At 47.2% G+C, this 15,984-nt stretch carries 13 protein-coding genes and 1 other RNA gene; 6 read left to right on the top strand and 8 right to left on the bottom strand.

The features are described from left to right. Window positions 1-4 precede the first annotated feature (4 nt). From rpmH to KME11_01955, 4 genes are all read right to left on the bottom strand, one after another. Entirely contained in the window at window positions 5-145 is a 141-nt protein-coding gene (gene rpmH, locus KME11_01970) for a 50S ribosomal protein L34 (protein ID MBW4513976.1), read from the bottom strand. A gap of 115 nt (window positions 146-260) precedes the next feature. Continuing rightward, window positions 261-800 carry a DUF2808 domain-containing protein gene (locus KME11_01965; GenBank protein ID MBW4513975.1) on the bottom strand — a complete coding sequence of 180 codons (540 nt, stop codon included), beginning with the start codon at window positions 798-800 and terminating at the stop codon, window positions 261-263. Between the two features lie 306 nt (window positions 801-1,106). Then, window positions 1,107-3,002, bottom strand: coding sequence for a molecular chaperone DnaK (dnaK, locus tag KME11_01960; protein MBW4513974.1), 1,896 nt, complete (start codon window positions 3,000-3,002; stop codon window positions 1,107-1,109). 511 nt (window positions 3,003-3,513) lie between these two features. Continuing rightward, window positions 3,514-4,470, bottom strand: a complete 957-nt coding sequence (locus KME11_01955) for an RNA polymerase sigma factor, RpoD/SigA family (GenBank protein ID MBW4513973.1) — start codon at window positions 4,468-4,470, stop codon at window positions 3,514-3,516. A 596-nt stretch (window positions 4,471-5,066) separates the two neighbouring features. On the opposite strand from KME11_01955, the gene ffs reads away from it, so the two are divergent. From ffs to KME11_01940, 3 genes are all read left to right on the top strand, one after another. Next, an RNA gene (gene ffs, locus KME11_01950) (signal recognition particle sRNA small type) lies at window positions 5,067-5,163 on the top strand. Window positions 5,164-5,257: 94 nt separating this feature from the next. Continuing rightward, entirely contained in the window at window positions 5,258-5,638 is a 381-nt protein-coding gene (locus tag KME11_01945) for a hypothetical protein (GenBank protein ID MBW4513972.1), read from the top strand. Between the two features lie 86 nt (window positions 5,639-5,724). Then, a complete protein-coding gene (locus tag KME11_01940) occupies window positions 5,725-6,213 on the top strand; it encodes a hypothetical protein (GenBank protein ID MBW4513971.1) in 489 nt (162 codons plus the stop codon). Window positions 6,214-6,454: 241 nt separating this feature from the next. On the opposite strand, the gene KME11_01935 is transcribed toward KME11_01940, so the two are convergent. From KME11_01935 to KME11_01925, 3 genes are all read right to left on the bottom strand, one after another. Beyond that, a complete protein-coding gene (locus tag KME11_01935; GenBank protein ID MBW4513970.1) occupies window positions 6,455-7,750 on the bottom strand; it encodes an AAA family ATPase in 1,296 nt (431 codons plus the stop codon). A gap of 138 nt (window positions 7,751-7,888) precedes the next feature. Further along, window positions 7,889-8,608: a hypothetical protein gene (locus KME11_01930; protein ID MBW4513969.1), complete on the bottom strand. Its 720-nt coding sequence runs from the start codon at window positions 8,606-8,608 to the stop codon at window positions 7,889-7,891. Between the two features lie 349 nt (window positions 8,609-8,957). Next, window positions 8,958-10,022 carry a fatty acid desaturase gene (locus KME11_01925; GenBank protein MBW4513968.1) on the bottom strand — a complete coding sequence of 355 codons (1,065 nt, stop codon included), beginning with the start codon at window positions 10,020-10,022 and terminating at the stop codon, window positions 8,958-8,960. A gap of 421 nt (window positions 10,023-10,443) precedes the next feature. Here KME11_01925 and KME11_01920 point away from each other — a divergent pair, with 421 nt between their 5' ends. Genes KME11_01920 through KME11_01910 form a run of 3 tightly spaced genes read left to right on the top strand, consistent with a single transcriptional unit; the run spans window position 10,444 to window position 14,766 of the window. Then, window positions 10,444-14,310, top strand: a complete 3,867-nt coding sequence (locus KME11_01920) for a DUF4347 domain-containing protein (protein ID MBW4513967.1) — start codon at window positions 10,444-10,446, stop codon at window positions 14,308-14,310. Between the two features lie 17 nt (window positions 14,311-14,327). Next, on the top strand, window positions 14,328-14,597 hold the full coding sequence (locus KME11_01915; protein ID MBW4513966.1) for a BrnT family toxin: 270 nt from the start codon (window positions 14,328-14,330) through the stop codon (window positions 14,595-14,597). A 25-nt stretch (window positions 14,598-14,622) separates the two neighbouring features. After that, complete coding sequence (locus KME11_01910; GenBank protein MBW4513965.1) at window positions 14,623-14,766, top strand: hypothetical protein; 144 nt, start codon at window positions 14,623-14,625, stop codon at window positions 14,764-14,766. 279 nt (window positions 14,767-15,045) lie between these two features. Here the strand turns inward: KME11_01910 and KME11_01905 are convergent, their stop codons facing one another. Then, the gene (locus KME11_01905; protein ID MBW4513964.1) at window positions 15,046-15,984 is read right to left on the bottom strand and encodes a J domain-containing protein; all 939 of its coding nucleotides are present in this window, start codon (window positions 15,982-15,984) and stop codon (window positions 15,046-15,048) included.

Below are 15,984 nucleotides of genomic sequence, written 5' to 3'. Positions count from 1 at the left end.
ATCGCTATACAGCAGCCAACCTAGCCCGTCCTTTACTCCGTCTTGCCCGAATCACACGCCGTCCCGTATGGGATTTCATCCGTGCCCGGAAGCCAGAAGTTCTTCTTCGTTTACGGCTGGTGCCGCCTAAAGTCCGCTTGGTCATGAAAACTCACCTTGCAAATCTTAAAAAATCACAGTCCTAAATAATAGCACTGACTCTGCTCTTAGGAAGCCGACTTTTGAAAAGAAGTCGGCTTCCTAAGAGCAGAAGACAAGGTTTAGTCGTTGCCAATGCTCAAAATCCAAGTGCCCAAATAACGGTTCAGAGGCACATCTCCTGGAGAACGAACCAATGCGTTGAAATAGTGCGTCCCGATGCGCCGAGGGTTTTGGACATCCGATAGAATAATTTCAACCCGCGTATCTGCCGCAACACTTTCTTGCGGATAAATTTCAATTACCCGATTTTCTTGATCCCAGTTGACAGATTCCAACGCAATTTCTTCGCCATCAACCTTCACCTCAACTTCGTCAGGATCAAATTTGCCCGTATAGGTATCGGGGTAAGCAACAATAAACTCAGAGGCTGCTAATGTCATCTTCCGTTGAGGGATTCTGAGACGGTAGCGATCGGTTCGAGAAATCTCGCCGCCAAAGTCTAACCGATACCCAAGTTGATTTTCTCGGTCAACGCCGCTAAAAATAGTTAAGCCTGGTAGCCCTTGAGCCAAGCTAGCGGTCGGTAGACCTGTGAGCAGACATCCAACGGCTGCCAGACCGGAAAATAGACAAATCAATGATGATTTTTGACGTGACATAAGGTTCTGTACCTGTGTGTAGCACTACTGAGTTTTATTGTGAGTTGTCACAGTTAATCACTTTACCAAAATTATCTGTGAACCTGTTGAAAATTCTTCAATGGCAATTCTAACGACGAAAAACAACCTTGAAGGGTTCCATAAAAAAGGCTTGTGTCGAGCGATCGCCTATGGCACCACACCGACACAAGCCTTTATATGTAGAGTCTTGTAGAGAAGAGTCTTGTAGAGATGTTTACTCCAGGAAGCACCTCTACAGAATCTACAGTAGATAGCCAATGACTACCCCCATTGACCTACCGATGCTTACTTATCGTCTTCTGAGAACTCAGCATCAATGACATCATCTTCGCCACTGGTAGAAGCACCACTACTGCCATCCCCCGGAGCCGCACCTTCACTCGTAGACTGGTACAAGTTGCTGCTAATGGCATAGAGCGCTTGCTGAAGCTCAGTAGTCATTGCCTTGATTTTCTCAAAGTCATCCTGAACGATCGCCTCTCGGAGGTCTTTCACCAAACCTTCAACCTTGGTTTTCTCCTCAGCCGAAACCTTGTCGCCTAACTCTGTCATCTGCTTCTCAGCTTGATAGGTAAGCGAGTCAGCTTGGTTTTTGACATCAATCTGCTCCCGACGTTCTTTATCAGCAGTTGCATTGGCTTCTGCCTCGCGCACCATCCGCTCGACCTCATCTTGAGGCAGTGTCGATGCACCTGTGATGCTGATAGATTGTTCTTTGCCCGTACCCTTATCTTTGGCACGAACATTGAGAATACCGTTAGCATCAATATCAAATGTGACTTCAATTTGAGGAACGCCACGAGGAGCCGCAGGAATGCCATCTAGACGGAAAGTTCCTAAGCTCTTATTGTCGTTAGACATTTCCCGTTCGCCTTGCAGAACATGAATTTCCACGTTTGCTTGACCGTCAGCAGCCGTTGAGAAAGTCTCTGACTTTTTGGTCGGGATGGTAGTGTTGCGAGTAATAATTTTGGTCATTACGCCGCCCAAGGTTTCTACCCCCAGAGACAAAGGTGTCACGTCTAGCAGCAGAATATCTTTGACCTCACCAGATAGCACACCTGCTTGAATAGCGGCACCAACTGCCACGACTTCATCAGGGTTAACTGTTTGATTAGGGTCTTTGCCCAAGACTCGCTTAACTAGCTCTTGAATAGCAGGAATCCGAGTTGAACCCCCAACTAACACCACTTCGTCAATGCTGCCCTTGTCAAGTTTGGCATCACGAAGCGAGTTTTCAACAGGAATGCGGCAGCGATCGATTAAGTCTGTGCAGAGGTCTTCAAACTTAGCACGGGTCAAGGTCATGTTGATGTGCTTAGGCCCATCCTGAGTTGCTGTGATGAAGGGTAAGTTAATTTCTGCTTGAGTGACGCTAGAAAGCTCAATTTTGGCTTTTTCAGCAGCTTCCGTTAAGCGTTGCAATGCCTGCTTATCTTTACGAAGGTCAATGCCCTCCGACTTTCTGAACTCTTCTGCCATGTAGTCAACGATCTTTTTGTCAAAGTCGTCGCCGCCCAAGTGGGTGTCACCAGAGGTAGAGCGGACTTCAAAAACACCGTCGCCTACTTCTAGGATCGATACGTCAAACGTACCGCCACCTAAGTCAAATACGAGAACAACTTCGTTGCTTTTCTTATCTAAGCCATAGGCTAATGAAGCAGCGGTTGGTTCGTTGATAATTCGCAAAACGTCGATCCCAGCAATTTTGCCTGCATCTTTTGTTGCTTGGCGCTGAGAGTCATTAAAGTAAGCAGGAACAGTAATGACAGCTTGAGTTACTGTTTCGCCTAAGTACTTACCTGCGTCGTCAACCAGCTTACGAAGGACTTGAGCAGAGATTTCTTCAGGAGAGAACTGTTTGCCCACTGTTGAAGAATCAATCTTAACGTTGCCATTCACGTTTACTACTTTGTAAGCAACTTCTGTCGCTTCGTTAGAAATTTCGTCATGACGACGACCAATAAAGCGCTTTACTGAATAAAAAGTATTTTCGGGGTTCATGACCGCTTGACGCTTTGCAATTTGCCCCACAAGGCGATCGCCATTTTTTGCGTAAGCAACCACCGACGGCGTTGTGCGGAAACCTTCCGCATTAGCAATCACAGTGGGCTTGCCCCCTTCCATTACTGCTACACAAGAGTTGGTCGTTCCTAAGTCAATTCCAACAACTTTTGCCATGTTAACGATATGCTCCGGTTCTACAGGTTCTAGGTTTAACTTGAAAACTTTTTGACTTTGCCCATCCCTCGGTCATCAATGGGAGTGTTATGCGTCCCACTTTTACAGAAAGTTTCTATGCCCCGCTTCTTTCATTCCGCCAAGAGTAGCAAGAAGAAGCACAATAAGGGCATTGAACTCTTTATATACTGCGTACCTTTGCCGCTTCTGATGAAGGCGTGTTTACCGAACCGAGGAAGGACGGTTTATTGAGTTCATGTCTATCAGTTTAGAGACAGCAAGGCTTCCGGTAATTGGGGCGAACCGTAATTGATGTGGGGTGTTTGCCGCCTGTCTTACTAGGAGTTTGGGCATTTGCAAGCGCTGTTTGAACGCCCGTATTTTTTTACGGTGTGTTGCAAGGAAAAGTATAACTGCACCGAAAAGTATGAATAAAAATATGGGCAATAGACCTAGCTCTATTGCCCATGACTGATAAGTTTTAGGTAGTTGCTAACGAGGAATTGGCTCCCTAACTTGCTAGATATTCTCGAATATCGGCTCGGTGCTTACGCAGTTTGGTCAAGGCTTCTCGTTCAATCTGCCGAACTCGTTCGCGGCTAATACTAAGCATGTCGCCAATTTTTGCTAATGTCAAAGCCTGCCCATCATCTAGCCCAAATCGTAGCCGTAAAACTTCCTGCTGTTGAGGCGTTAAGTCTTCCATTAAATGGGCTAGTTCTGTTCGCAAGGAGGCTTGAGCCGCAAAATCTTCAGGGGTAGGCCCTGTATCTTCTAGCAATTCCCCTAACTCAGTATCCTGGTTATCTCCAACTCGCAAATCTAATGAAAGCGGGAGGCGCGATCGCTCCAAATACTCTCTTACTTGCTTTGGAGTCAAATCTAACTCTTCAGCTAGTTCAGCTGCCGTTGCCGCTCGTCCTAAGGTTTGGGCTAAATAACGCTGTGCCTTCTTAATTTTGTTGAGCTTTTCAGTGATATGGATAGGCAGACGGATTGTGCGTCCTTTCTCAGCGATCGCCCGTGTAATGGCTTGACGAATCCACCAATAAGCATAGGTCGAGAACCGATAACCCTTAGTCGGATCAAACTTCTCTACACCCCGCTGCATCCCAATAGTTCCTTCTTGAATTAAATCAAGAAGATCGACATTTCGCTTAATGTACTTTTTGGCAACAGATACAACCAATCGTAAATTAGCTTCGACCATCTTTCGTTTAGCAATTTCACCCTCGGCAATCATCCGAGCTAACTCTTCGGTAGAAACCTGTGATTCCTGTGCCCATTCTTCCTGGTTCACAGCCCGTCCCAGCCGTTCTTCCATCAATTCCTTAACACCTCGGAGCGCAGTCGAGCGCTGCACCTGCTTTCCAAAAAGAATCTCTTGCTCATGTGTCAAAAGAGGAACACGCCCAATCTCTCGAAGGTAGGCGCGCACCATATCAGCAGAAGTTGAAGTCGTTTTCATGTCGCCGCATCCCAAATTACAAGGAACTGAATAGGACAATTGTACTAATATCATTAAGACTGAGCGCAGGTAAATGACTTAACTGAATAACCAGGCAAATGCAGAAACGCCAGCTAAACTCCGCAGTGTAGCCTAGTCGTAAGTTGCCCTATAGCACTGACTTCATCTCAGAAACTAGCCCAGCCCCAAAATGAAGGCACATATCCATTTAGACTGTCCATCACGCCTCTTGGCGCTATTGGTGTGACCAATACGGCAGCAGATTAAGTAAAGATTGCTGTCGCCGGAACTTTTCACTGATTACGTTTACTTCTTCTAATAATCGTAACATTTGTTAATAAAATTGTCACACTCTGTTAAAAAATAATGGGTGTGAGAAGCTAGCTTTAGATTCTTACAATAGGTGCCTACCTCAATTTCAACTGCATCTTGAGAAACAAATCATCGCTTCTTTTTGCTTAGAGCCATTTTTATTTGAAGCTGAGATTTATTAATATCTTTTAAGATTTCACCGCGAAAGCCCTAGTGACTGCATCCCCCCAAAGTTAGAAGCGCCATACATTCAGTCGAGAGCAATGCATGTTATTCTGAATATTGACTCGGACTCATGCGATCGCAACGCCCAAATCTTGTCAGGACCGGAAGGTAGCAGCAACACGGGATGCTTGAGGTAGGCGTGAACTCCGGGTCTCCTGGTTTTAAAGGTTGATTCATCCTAGTCAGTTTTCTGAATTTACTCTTATCCTGGAACTTGTAACCTCTCGGTCTACTGAGGAGAGCTAAAGCAATGGCAGGTTTTGGAGATTTAGTACAAAAAGCGTTTTATTTAGGTGTGGGAATTGCTTCCTATGCCACAGAAAAAGCGGGTAGCACTTTGGGAGAACTGCGATCGCAGGCTCAAAAGTTAGCTGATGAAATGGTGGCACGGGGAGAAATCACTGCTGAGGATGCCAAGAAAATGGTTGATGAAATGGTCAGTCGGGCACAGCAACAGCCCCCTGTTCAGTCATCAAGCGCTACCGATCAGCCCAGTCAACCTCGCCGCATCGAAATTCTTTCAGAAGACGACCCAGTGAATCCAGGTGCCCCAAGCGATCGCGCTGCTGACGAACTCCGCGACCAAATTGTCAGGCTTCAAGAAGAGCTTCAACGGCTCAAAAAAAATTAAAAGCTTCTCTTACTCAAGTTTTCTCTCAAGCGTTTCGCCTGAGAGCATTACCTTCATACAAAATCCTTCATTAAAATCCTCGTAATATGGAAAACTGGCAGCAGGATTGGGTCAAAAATGTAGAAACAGCCGCTATTAGCCTGGAAAGGTTTTTTCAAGATGCCAGTAAAGAGATGGGCAGTGGGGCACTGATTTTAATAGAGTTCAGTGATGAAGTTATAGATGAGATAGAACAGGCGATCGCACCTGCCATTGAGCAACTAGAAAGTCAACTTACAGAATGGCTAGATCCTTTTCTCGAATTAGGGGCTGAACTTGAGAGCTTTCTGTACGAGCTTCAGTGGATCGATCAGATTTCAGATTTCACCGATTTTTCAGCAGAATCTCTGAGCATTCAGCATCCTATTTGCCAGGGCTGTCGTCACTACCATGGCGAAGTATACAATGGAACGCCGTTTATTTGTGCCATGCATCCCTACGGCGTTGTGGATGGAGCGGAGTTTTGTGCAGATAAAGAAGCGATCGTATGGCGACTGCCTTTTAGCGCTACAGACTCTTCAGAAGATGATTTTTAGAGACAATATTAGAGGTTCAGTCCTCGGCTTTAGGGGCTTTGAAAAGTTACGTGTAAACTCTTAAACCTATAAGCTTCTCTATCAAAGTTTTAAGCCTTTAAAAATTTTAAGTCTTCAAAACGTCCCGGACTTACCCAGAAAAACAGCGTAAAAAGTAGTGGTAGATGCACCCTGATGATTCTGACCTCTGGCAATTAGCTAGGGGTTTTTATTTTTTTAGCATTACTGACTGCGATCGCTCTTACCGACTGGAAGGACGGTGAATAATATTTTCAGAAATTCTCCGTCGGTCTTTAGCAGCAATGCTGACCAGACGAATATAGTCCCCAGAATGTTCTTCTAAGCAAGTCTCTAAAACCGCCAATGCCTCTGCACCGTTTCCCTGTAAGGTGTTGTAGCAATTCCATGAGTTTGCCCGAAAGCGGCGCTCGTCTACCCACTCAATGCCCAGGCGATCGCCCATACCCAAAATTCGATTGACCTCAGTTACTATATCTGGAGTTAAGCGAGTTGAAGCAGGCTGTCCTGCATAGCTCTGAGAAGAACCATTAGACGCAACAGACGGAGAAGCAATGGGAGACTGAGAAACGGGAGAGGGGAAAGGAGATTGAGAGACAGAAGCTTGCTGAGCAATCGCTTCTCCTTTTCGAGTGAAGTAAAGAGACTTGTTGTACTCTTCAGCTAAACGCATTTCTTGAATTCGCTTCTGCTCTGCAACCATTTCACCACCAATTTCGAGCAAATGGGGCAGGCTGAAGTTGGGCTTTTTGAACTCGGGGGGTGCTTCGGCGCTGTTAACAACCCGTAAGGAAATGCCATCAATGCCGACAGATTCGATTAACTGCTGAACCTGTTCATCATAAAGGCGCGATCGCAAGGCTCCATAAAAGTCGATAGATTGTTCAGGAAAGGTATCGACTAATTTCTCAATATCGCCCCGTGCTACTGCATCTGCCTCAAAAATACCGCTGACCGTCCCGATGCGATCGTCTCGATTGGGCTCCCAGAAAAACTTCTCCATGCGTCCATCTCGAATTAAAGGCGCATATAAGGTCGCAAAATCGTTCCCAGTCACAATGATAGGAATTCGCTGCACTGGCTCAGAGTCATAGCTGCCTGGAAGCTGAACATTGGTCGGATTATCGGCAATGTTCATCAGGGTGCCGTTGACTAACTGAGTATTGACAGTGTACTGGGTGTATTGATCAACCCGTCCTGCGCCTGCATCAATATCATTGATCATCAGTACTGCCATTTTGCCCCGCACCTTCACCAGATCAGCGGCTTCGCGGTAGCGTACCCGAATCGTTCTTGCCGGGTCGCCTGCATCTGGGCTTTCTAGCTCTCCTGCAGACATGTGAACCACTTCAATGCCCATTCGCTCAAAAACTAGCTCACACTGAAAAGATTTGCCTTCGCCTTTGCGTCCATGAATCCCTAAAATCAGCGGAACTCTGACGTTAGGGAGCTTGAGAAAGTTTTTGGTAATGTGAATGGCAAGCTTGTTGAGAAAGCGGGGAGAAATGTAGTAAGTCATAGTTTTGGGCGATCGCTTGGGCAGCGGCAACGCTGCTTACTTAGCAGGTTTCAAGATGGAGAACGCTAAGACTATATCCTTTTGCCGGACTCACGCCGTCAATCAATAGTTGTTAACTCAGTTATTAACTCTACTGTGCTAGTCAGCGTAATAATCTACATCAATTTGCTTTGGAGGTCTAATCCGGTTAGAGCGCTGAGGCAAAAGGTGCTGTTCAGGAAAGGCGTAAGACTGAGGCATGGGTTGCTGCATTACGTGCACTGTCCGAGGCTGACGACGACGAGACATAGCGACCAGCAGCACTACGCCCACCAAAACGATCGTACCTACTACAATCACGACCAAAATCACTGCCCCGATCGCTAACACCACCATCTGCACATTGCCATTATCTGAGGGGCGATTGGTTAGCTCTAGAGGGCGTGCCTGCGAGGCAGCGGCAACCTTATCAATGATGCGCTGCTGCTCCTGCAACTGCGCCATCAACATCTCAGTATTTCTTTGCTGCTTGTCTAGCTGGCTTTTCAAATCCTCTGATTCGCTCTGTTGCTTAGCCACCTGACTTTTCAAATCATCAGCCAAACTCTGTTGACTCTTGAGTTGATCGGAAAGCTCTCTGGCAACATCTTGCTGCTGCTCTAATTTAGTCTGAACCTGCCAGCCACGCTGAACATCTTCTAGTTGATCAGTAGGAGATATTGAGGCAGGGGCAGGGGTTGCCAAAGATGAAGGTACGACGGATTGGATGGGCTGCAATGACCCTACCTGCCCGTTAGCAAAATCGCCTTTTGCCAACAGCAATGCCGCCACTCCTGTGACGGCACAACCTGCTAAAAATGCCGCAGTATCCCCGCTCATTCCTTGTTTTCCTCTACACCACAGCCAGATGACCGTCTTGAATGAAAAGGCTAGATATCAGGATAAACCTGTACCAGTGACGCTATATACACATAATTAAATTATGCTAATACCCTACAGGTAGTAAACCTTTAGATCTGTCTCTTACGCCTGCTAATTCTAGCAGCTTGACTCAGCGGTGAACCATAAAAAATAGGCGATCGCTCACTATTTTTAGCATGAGTTTCCTTCTCAATGCTAAAGAACGGCGATCGCCTATTGAAACCGCTAGATCTAAGTCTGCAGAAGGCTTACCTTCTTCCTCAACACTGATCTTATCTATTGTATCTAGCGTTACAAGTCCGAATTTTTACTGATCATTTTGGTGATGCTGCCGGAAAGATTGATAAAGCAGATCATCAGGATTATGCAAATGGCACTGTGCCACAATCTGCTTCATAAACTCGAATGAAAAGCGGTACTCTAACAAATGCTTTCCCCAGTTCTGCTTAAGACTCTGGTGTGCCATACGCAAGTTGTAAGAAGGAATGGCGGTGGAAATGTGATGAGGGATATGGACGTTAATATCGTGGCAAAGGAACTCCACCCAGCGAGGATATTCACAGTGCACGGTTCCGGTCAGTTGAGCCGTTGCCTCACTCCAGTCTTCCGCAGGCGTGAAAGGGATTTCAGGATGAGTATGGTGTACTAAAGTAAAAGTACTCATCCAAAAATGGTAGACCAGCCAGGGCATGAGCCAGAATTTGACAAAGCCCCAAATGCCTGTGGTGGCAATGAGAAGAGGGAAGGCGATCGCTGCAAATAGAACAACTGAAGCAATAGATAGCTTCACTTTACGATGATCTTTAGGCGCAAACTCATTCAAGTTAAAGTGCAGCAAACTCCAATGGATTGTAGAAGCTAACCACCAAAAGCCGCCGCGCATTCGACGGTAAGCCCATTGCTGAAATCCACCCATTTCATCATAAAAATCCGTCATGAACGGCTGCCAAGCATTGTCAACTTCTAGTTTGTTGGTGTGCTTGTGATGGAAGTTATGCAAAATTCGCCAGCTATGGAATGGATACACCAACGGCATCATAAAAATGTGCCCAACCAAATCATTCACCCAACGGCGGTTAGCAAAGGAGCGATGCCCGCAGTCGTGACCAATTACAAACCAGCCTGTTGCTGCGGTTCCAGTAAACACCCAAGCTAAGGGCAGCAAGAACCAGGGGGAATAAGCGATCGCCCCATAGCCGATCGTCACAGTCAACACACTCACCAAAGCCGCAGTCCATGCCTTAAAACGATTCTTTTGAAAGCATTCAGAAGGGAGCGTCTGTAAAATGTGCCTGAGCCGTAAGGAAGAGGCATCTAAGGCATTTATTGTGGCAGGAGCCAAATTCTCAATCTTTTCCGCTGATACCGTCATGAATGAAGAAACTCTCTGGATGTACGAAAATTTAGACACAAAAAACTATCTGTCCAATTGAAAAATTTCAGATTAGACAGAGCAGGATAGACAGTTTCGGGCTTAACGATCCTCTGGGATCTCTACCCTAAATCTATCTGCAAGCTAAACTTGCAACAGCTTACTTCTATACAAGGCAACCTGTGCACAAGTCGTGGCAGGTTAAACTGCCTTGCTAAGTATACCTTTGTTAAGAGACTCTCAAAATCTGTAATAAGTGTGTGTAACCAAAGGCTATTTTCTTATGACTAAAGACTGTTTTCTACAGAAAAGGCTGTTTTCTACAGAATGATTGCTTGCTTGGTGCCAGAGGGAATATTCACATAAGCGAAAAACTTTCATCTCTTTCGCTCTCAACTTTCCCGCTGAGAAAGCACTACCCATGACTTCTTCAACTCTTTCGACTCTGCTTTTTATTGACTCCCACGTTGATAACTATCTCAGCCTGGTTCAAGGTGTACATTCAGAAGCCGAAGTCATTGTGCTTGACCCGACTCAAGATGGCATTCGGCAAATCAGCCAGGTTTTAGCAGAGCGCCGAGAGATTGAGAGTCTACAAATTCTCTCCCACGGTAGTGAAGCTAACTTGCAGTTAGGCTCGACTGAGCTAGCCGCCACTAATTTAAATCAATACATTGAGGAAATACGCCAGTGGAGCAAGGCTCTGGCAAAAAATGCCGATGTCCTATTATATGGGTGCAATTTGGCAGCGGGGAGGTTAGGCAAAGCGTTCGTGCAGCAGTTGAGCTTAGGGCTACGGGCAAATGTTGCGGCTTCTGAAAATTTGACTGGGAGTAGGGAGTTAGGCGGCGATTGGGAGCTAGGGTTTTGTACGGGGGAAGTGAAATCAGGCATGGCGATCGCCCCCGCAGTCCTCGCAGCCTACCCTACCACCCTACAAAACTTCAACATCAGCAGTTTTGCCGATCTTAAAAATGCCATTATCGCAGCCAACGGTACTCTTGAAGACGATAAATTTAACTTCAATAACGACATTACCCTGTCAGAAGAACTGCCACAAATCAATAGCAACATTGACTTTGTGGGCAACAGCCGCACCATCAGCGGTAACAATGCTTTCCGTGTTCTCTACGTCAACAGCGGCACGGTTCGCGTTTCTAACCTGACGATCGCCAAAGGCAGAGCCTCCGGCGCTTTAGGCATAAACGGCACCACAACAGGCGGCAGCAACGGCGGCAATGGTCAAGGCGGCGGGCTTTATATCAACGGCGGCTCAGTCACTACTATTAATGTCACGTTTGAAAATAATCAGGCGATCGGGGGGAACGGCGGCGACAGTTTCAGTAGCGGCGGCGGCAATGGCGGCGATGGTCTAGGGGGCGCCGTTTTTGTCAATGGCGGCACTCTCCGGCTCAGCACGACTTCCTTCAATACCAATGCTGCCAGACGGGGTGAAGGCGGCAGCGGCAATACGACATCAGGCAACCGTGGCATTGGCAAAGGGGGCGCTCTATACGTCAACTCTGTCGCTGGCACAGTCATCTCCGAAAATTCACCACTCTTCAGTTTCAACACAGCAACCGATGCTGGCAGCACTGGAACCGACACCCCTAACCTGTTTGGATCAGTTGCCGTCGTTATTCCGCCTACAGTTGCTTCTATTAGCCGATCCGATCTAAATCCTACTGCCAGCGGCATCGTTGGGTACGCCGTCAATTTTAGCCAAGACGTAACAGGTGTTGATATCAGTGACTTTAGCCTCACTGCTTCCAGCGGCATCACTGGAGCGGCGATCGACTCCATAACAGGTAGCGGTAGAGCCTATACCGTGTTGGTCAGAACAGGCACCGGAAACACGGGCACGCTCAGGCTCAATGTCGTAGACGATGACACGATTGAAACCAGCGGCACCCCCCTCGGTGGCACAGGCATAAACAATGGTGAAATGCCTGGAGAAGAGTACACCATCAATCGCATTCCGCCCAGAGTCTTTTCCATCGTTCGCAAAAGCCCAGATGCGCTCACCGCATCTACAACAGTCGTTTACACAGTCACCTTCGACACAGATGTTACGGGAGTTGATCCAACAGATTTTGCCCTAGTTGCCACAGGCATTACAGGAGCCACTGTTAATACGGTCACTAAAATCAGTAACAATGTCTACGACGTAGAAGTTAAGACCGGAACAGGAAATGGTGACTTAGGACTAAACCTGGTGGATGATGATTCGATCGCTAGTAATGATACCCGTCGCTTAGCATTGGGCGGCATTGGATCTGTCAATGGAAACTACACAGGCGCAATTTACAGCATTGACAAAACCCCGCCTATTGTAGTTTCCATGACTCGCAATGAACTAGAGACATTGAATGCGTCGAGCGTTTCCTACACCGTTGCCTTTAGCCAAAACGTTACAGGAGTTGATACCGCAGACTTTACGCTAGTTTCGTCTGGAATAACGGGAGCCAGCATTGCCTCTGTAACGCCTATTGATAGTAAAACCTATACCGTGGCAATTAATACAGGTAGCGGTGATGGCACACTGACGCTTAATCTGACTGACAATGACTCAATTAAAAATACTCTGGGTGTCGTGCTAGCAGATGTTGGTAACGGCAATGGCAACTTTGCTGGGCAATCTTACACCCTGATTAAGAGTGCGCCTTTGGCAGCTGGCATTACGTTAGTGAATCCTAACCCGATCGCCGCTGGCAGCGTTAACTACGCGGTTACGTTTAACCAGAACGTGACTGGGGTAGATGCCGCAGATTTTGCTCTAGTCGCTTCAGGATTAACGGGCACTAGCATTACCTCGGTCACAGGCAGCGGTAAAAGTTATAACGTCTTGGTTAACACGGGCAACGGCAGCGGCACACTGGGTCTGAACTTAGTAGACAACGATTCTATTAAAAACGCAGTGAACCTATCTCTTGGAGGGACAGGGGCAGGCAACGGCAACTTGACCGGACAAGCTTATAACATCACTAAAACACCGCCCAGAGTGGCATCCATCAGCCGCCTAGAAGGTAGCCCCACCAATGCTGCCATAGTCAATTTCTCGGTGATTTTTAGTGAAAATGTGCTGCGAGTGGATGCTGCAGACTTTGCCTTAGCCAGCAACGTAACTGGAGCCAGAATTGACACAGTCACGCGAGTCAATGGTAGCTACTATACTGTGGCAGTCAACACTGGCTCAGGGAATGGAGCGATCGGACTTAACCTGGTTGATGATGATTCCATCCTTAACAGTTTAGGAATTGTTTTAGGCGGGACGGGAAGTGGCAATGGCAATTTTAGGGGAGAAGCTTATATCCTCGATCGCACCTCTCCGTCAGTCAACATTATTGATGTTTCTCCTAAAACGCGCAGCACCAAAGTTGATGCCATCACGATTCAGTTTGCTGAAGCCGTCAGCGGTTTTGATATGGCAGATTTAGGTTTGGTTCGTAACGGTGAAACCATGCCCTTGCAAGGGGCAAGCCTTGCCACTGAAGACGGCATTACTTGGACATTGAGCAACCTTAAAAAGCTCACGAACCGCCGAGGTGATTATGTCCTTTCTATCTCTGCTAGTGACTCGGGCGTGTTTGATACAGCCGGAAATCCTCTTAACATGACTGCCAGCGATCGCTGGACAAATCTAGTCTCGGTTAATGCCGACGATCTAGGCATCAACCGCCGAGGCACAAACAAAGCTGATATTCTCCAAGGCACCGATAACGCCGACACCCTTAGAGGACTGAAGGGCAACGATAGACTAATTGGCTTGGACGGTGGCGACACATTAATTGGGGGGAGCGGCAACGATATCCTGGTCAGTGGCGACGGTCAAGACACAATGAATGGGGGGGCAGGAGCCGATCGCTTTGTGTTCTCTGGTGCAACTCAGGCAAAAGCATTAGCAGGTTCTCTCGTAGATCTGCCCGACCGGATTAAAGGTTTTGATCCTATAAAAGGCGATCGCTTCCAACTCGACTTTGACGATGACTTGAAGACGAGCGATCGTCCCAAATCACTCTCCAATGCAGGCAATATCAAGGGCACCAGTTTAGAATCCGCCGTTAAATCTGCCTATGCTGACAAGAACCAGAACAGCTCCGGAAAACAGCCATTGGCAGTCAATGAAGCCGTCCTCTTTAACTGGCAGAATCAGAGCTATCTGTCAGTGAACGGTGGCAGCGCCGGGTTCTCGGAAAACCAAGATTTAGTGGTGGCTATTTCGGGGATTAAGTTAAAAGCTGGAGATGCGATCGCGGGGACTTTGGTAGTAGGGAATTACTTTGTTTAGCTTGAATTAGCAACATCATGCAGTTCACCCGAGACGATAGTAAACGCCGCTCAAATCTCTCTAAGCATGGATTTGACTTTGCTGATGCCTCAATCGTTGTTGAGGGAGCGACATTCACTTACGAAGACACTCGATTTACCTATGGTGAGCAGCGTTGGATTAAGCTGGGGCTATTGCGTGAAAACGTTGTAGTGATTGCTCATACTGAAGACAGTAACGAAATAAGACTTATTTCAATGCGAGGAGGAACCAAACATGAACAAGCCATCTTCCTCCAACATCTCTGAAAATAATTGGGACAGGATTGATGCGATGTCAGATGAGGACATTGATCTATCAGATATTCCCGAAGTCACTGAGGCTCAAATGGCGGGGGCAGCTTTGCGAGTCAACAGTGTACCTATGATTCGTAGCAAAAAAGCTCAGCCAATTACAGAATCTCCAGGACAGAAATAAGACAGGGCTAGGGCTTTTTTTCAGTTGTAGAGAAGGATTCTGCGCTTTGCACAACCAGTTCTGCAACCTCGTTAAGGGTTCGCACTAACGGTGAGCCAGTTCGTTTGAGTTATTGAATGAACTCACTGGCGTTGCGTCTGAAGTTAGGAAGAGTGACGCTAGACCAGATTCGTATTCACTAATTCCAATAAGTAGGGCAAGTTTTACCATGCAGAGATTTTAAAGCTGACAGAACCATCGGTCAACCAGGCTTCAAATCCTGACTTGCACAAGAAAGAACTACCCCATTAAATCTTCGCGCGGGTTGAAGGTTTCCAGATGCCGCAGCTTTTCGTAAAGCTCTCGTTCCTGCAAGGTCACTTCCTTGGGCGCAACAATTTGAATCTCTACAATTTGATCGCCCCGATCGCCATCAACGGGATAGCCTTTGCCACTCATCCGCAGCTTTTGCCCCGAGCGCACTCCCGACGGAATGACCATCTTCACCATGCCATCAAGCGTTGGCACCTCGATCGCTCCGCCCAGTACTGCCTCAGTGGGTGTAACAGGCAATTGGCAAGAAATATCTGCCCCTTCAACTTTAAAGAAAATATGGGGAGAAACATCGATTCTTAAATACAGGTCACCGCCCGCTACGCCCTGTCCCCTTAAACGAACTTTTTGCCCTGTGAACATTCCGGCAGGCATATTAACTTCGAGCGATCGTCCATCGCCCAGGCGCACTCGTTCTCGTCCGCCTGTAAACGCGCGTTCCAAGGGAACAGTCAGCAAAGCTTCTGCATTTCGGGGGCTGTCCTGGGAAGGCTGGTTTTGGCGAGGAATCGTGTACTCAGTTTTACTGCTGCCGGGACGATAGGGATCACGGGGTGCGCGACTGGCTTTTTCTTCACGGTTCAACAACTGGTCAACAAACGAATTAAAGTCACGGTATTTGCCGAAGTCAAAGCCATCTCGTCCTGGCTTGCCTCGCGCTGCACCCTGAAAGCCACTCTGCTTCCAAAAACGGCTGTATTGGTCATACTGCGCCCGTTTGCTACTGTCTGATAGAACTTCGTACGCCTCGCCTAAATCTTTAAACCGTTCCTCTGCCTCCAAATCATCCGGATTAAGGTCAGGATGGTATCTTCTCGCCATCTTACGGTAGGAGAGCTTAATGTCTTCGCTGCTTGCGTCTCTGGGCACTCCCAAAATGGCGTAGTAGTTTCGGAAGTTTTGCAT

The organism is Timaviella obliquedivisa GSE-PSE-MK23-08B (assembly GCA_019358855.1).
Taxonomy (GTDB): Bacteria; Cyanobacteriota; Cyanobacteriia; order Elainellales; family Elainellaceae; genus Timaviella; species Timaviella obliquedivisa.
This window is presented reverse-complemented; position numbering and strand designations above follow the sequence as displayed.

Excerpts from the sequence above, each read along its gene's own strand:
- KME11_01910 (MBW4513965.1), top strand. The coding sequence starts at position 14,623 with ATGTCAGATGAGGACATTGATCTATCAGATATTCCCGAAGTCACTGAG.
- KME11_01955 (MBW4513973.1), bottom strand. The coding sequence starts at position 4,470 with ATGAAAACGACTTCAACTTCTGCTGATATGGTGCGCGCCTACCTTCGA.
- KME11_01905 (MBW4513964.1), bottom strand. The coding sequence starts at position 15,984 with ATGCAAAACTTCCGAAACTACTACGCCATTTTGGGAGTGCCCAGAGAC.
- KME11_01940 (MBW4513971.1), top strand. The coding sequence starts at position 5,725 with ATGGAAAACTGGCAGCAGGATTGGGTCAAAAATGTAGAAACAGCCGCT.
- KME11_01915 (MBW4513966.1), top strand. The coding sequence starts at position 14,328 with ATGCAGTTCACCCGAGACGATAGTAAACGCCGCTCAAATCTCTCTAAG.
- KME11_01930 (MBW4513969.1), bottom strand. The coding sequence starts at position 8,608 with ATGAGCGGGGATACTGCGGCATTTTTAGCAGGTTGTGCCGTCACAGGA.
- KME11_01935 (MBW4513970.1), bottom strand. The coding sequence starts at position 7,750 with ATGACTTACTACATTTCTCCCCGCTTTCTCAACAAGCTTGCCATTCAC.
- KME11_01920 (MBW4513967.1), top strand. The coding sequence starts at position 10,444 with ATGACTTCTTCAACTCTTTCGACTCTGCTTTTTATTGACTCCCACGTT.
- dnaK (MBW4513974.1), bottom strand. The coding sequence starts at position 3,002 with ATGGCAAAAGTTGTTGGAATTGACTTAGGAACGACCAACTCTTGTGTA.
- rpmH (MBW4513976.1), bottom strand. The coding sequence starts at position 145 with ATGACCAAGCGGACTTTAGGCGGCACCAGCCGTAAACGAAGAAGAACT.
- KME11_01925 (MBW4513968.1), bottom strand. The coding sequence starts at position 10,022 with ATGACGGTATCAGCGGAAAAGATTGAGAATTTGGCTCCTGCCACAATA.
- KME11_01965 (MBW4513975.1), bottom strand. The coding sequence starts at position 800 with ATGTCACGTCAAAAATCATCATTGATTTGTCTATTTTCCGGTCTGGCA.
- KME11_01945 (MBW4513972.1), top strand. The coding sequence starts at position 5,258 with ATGGCAGGTTTTGGAGATTTAGTACAAAAAGCGTTTTATTTAGGTGTG.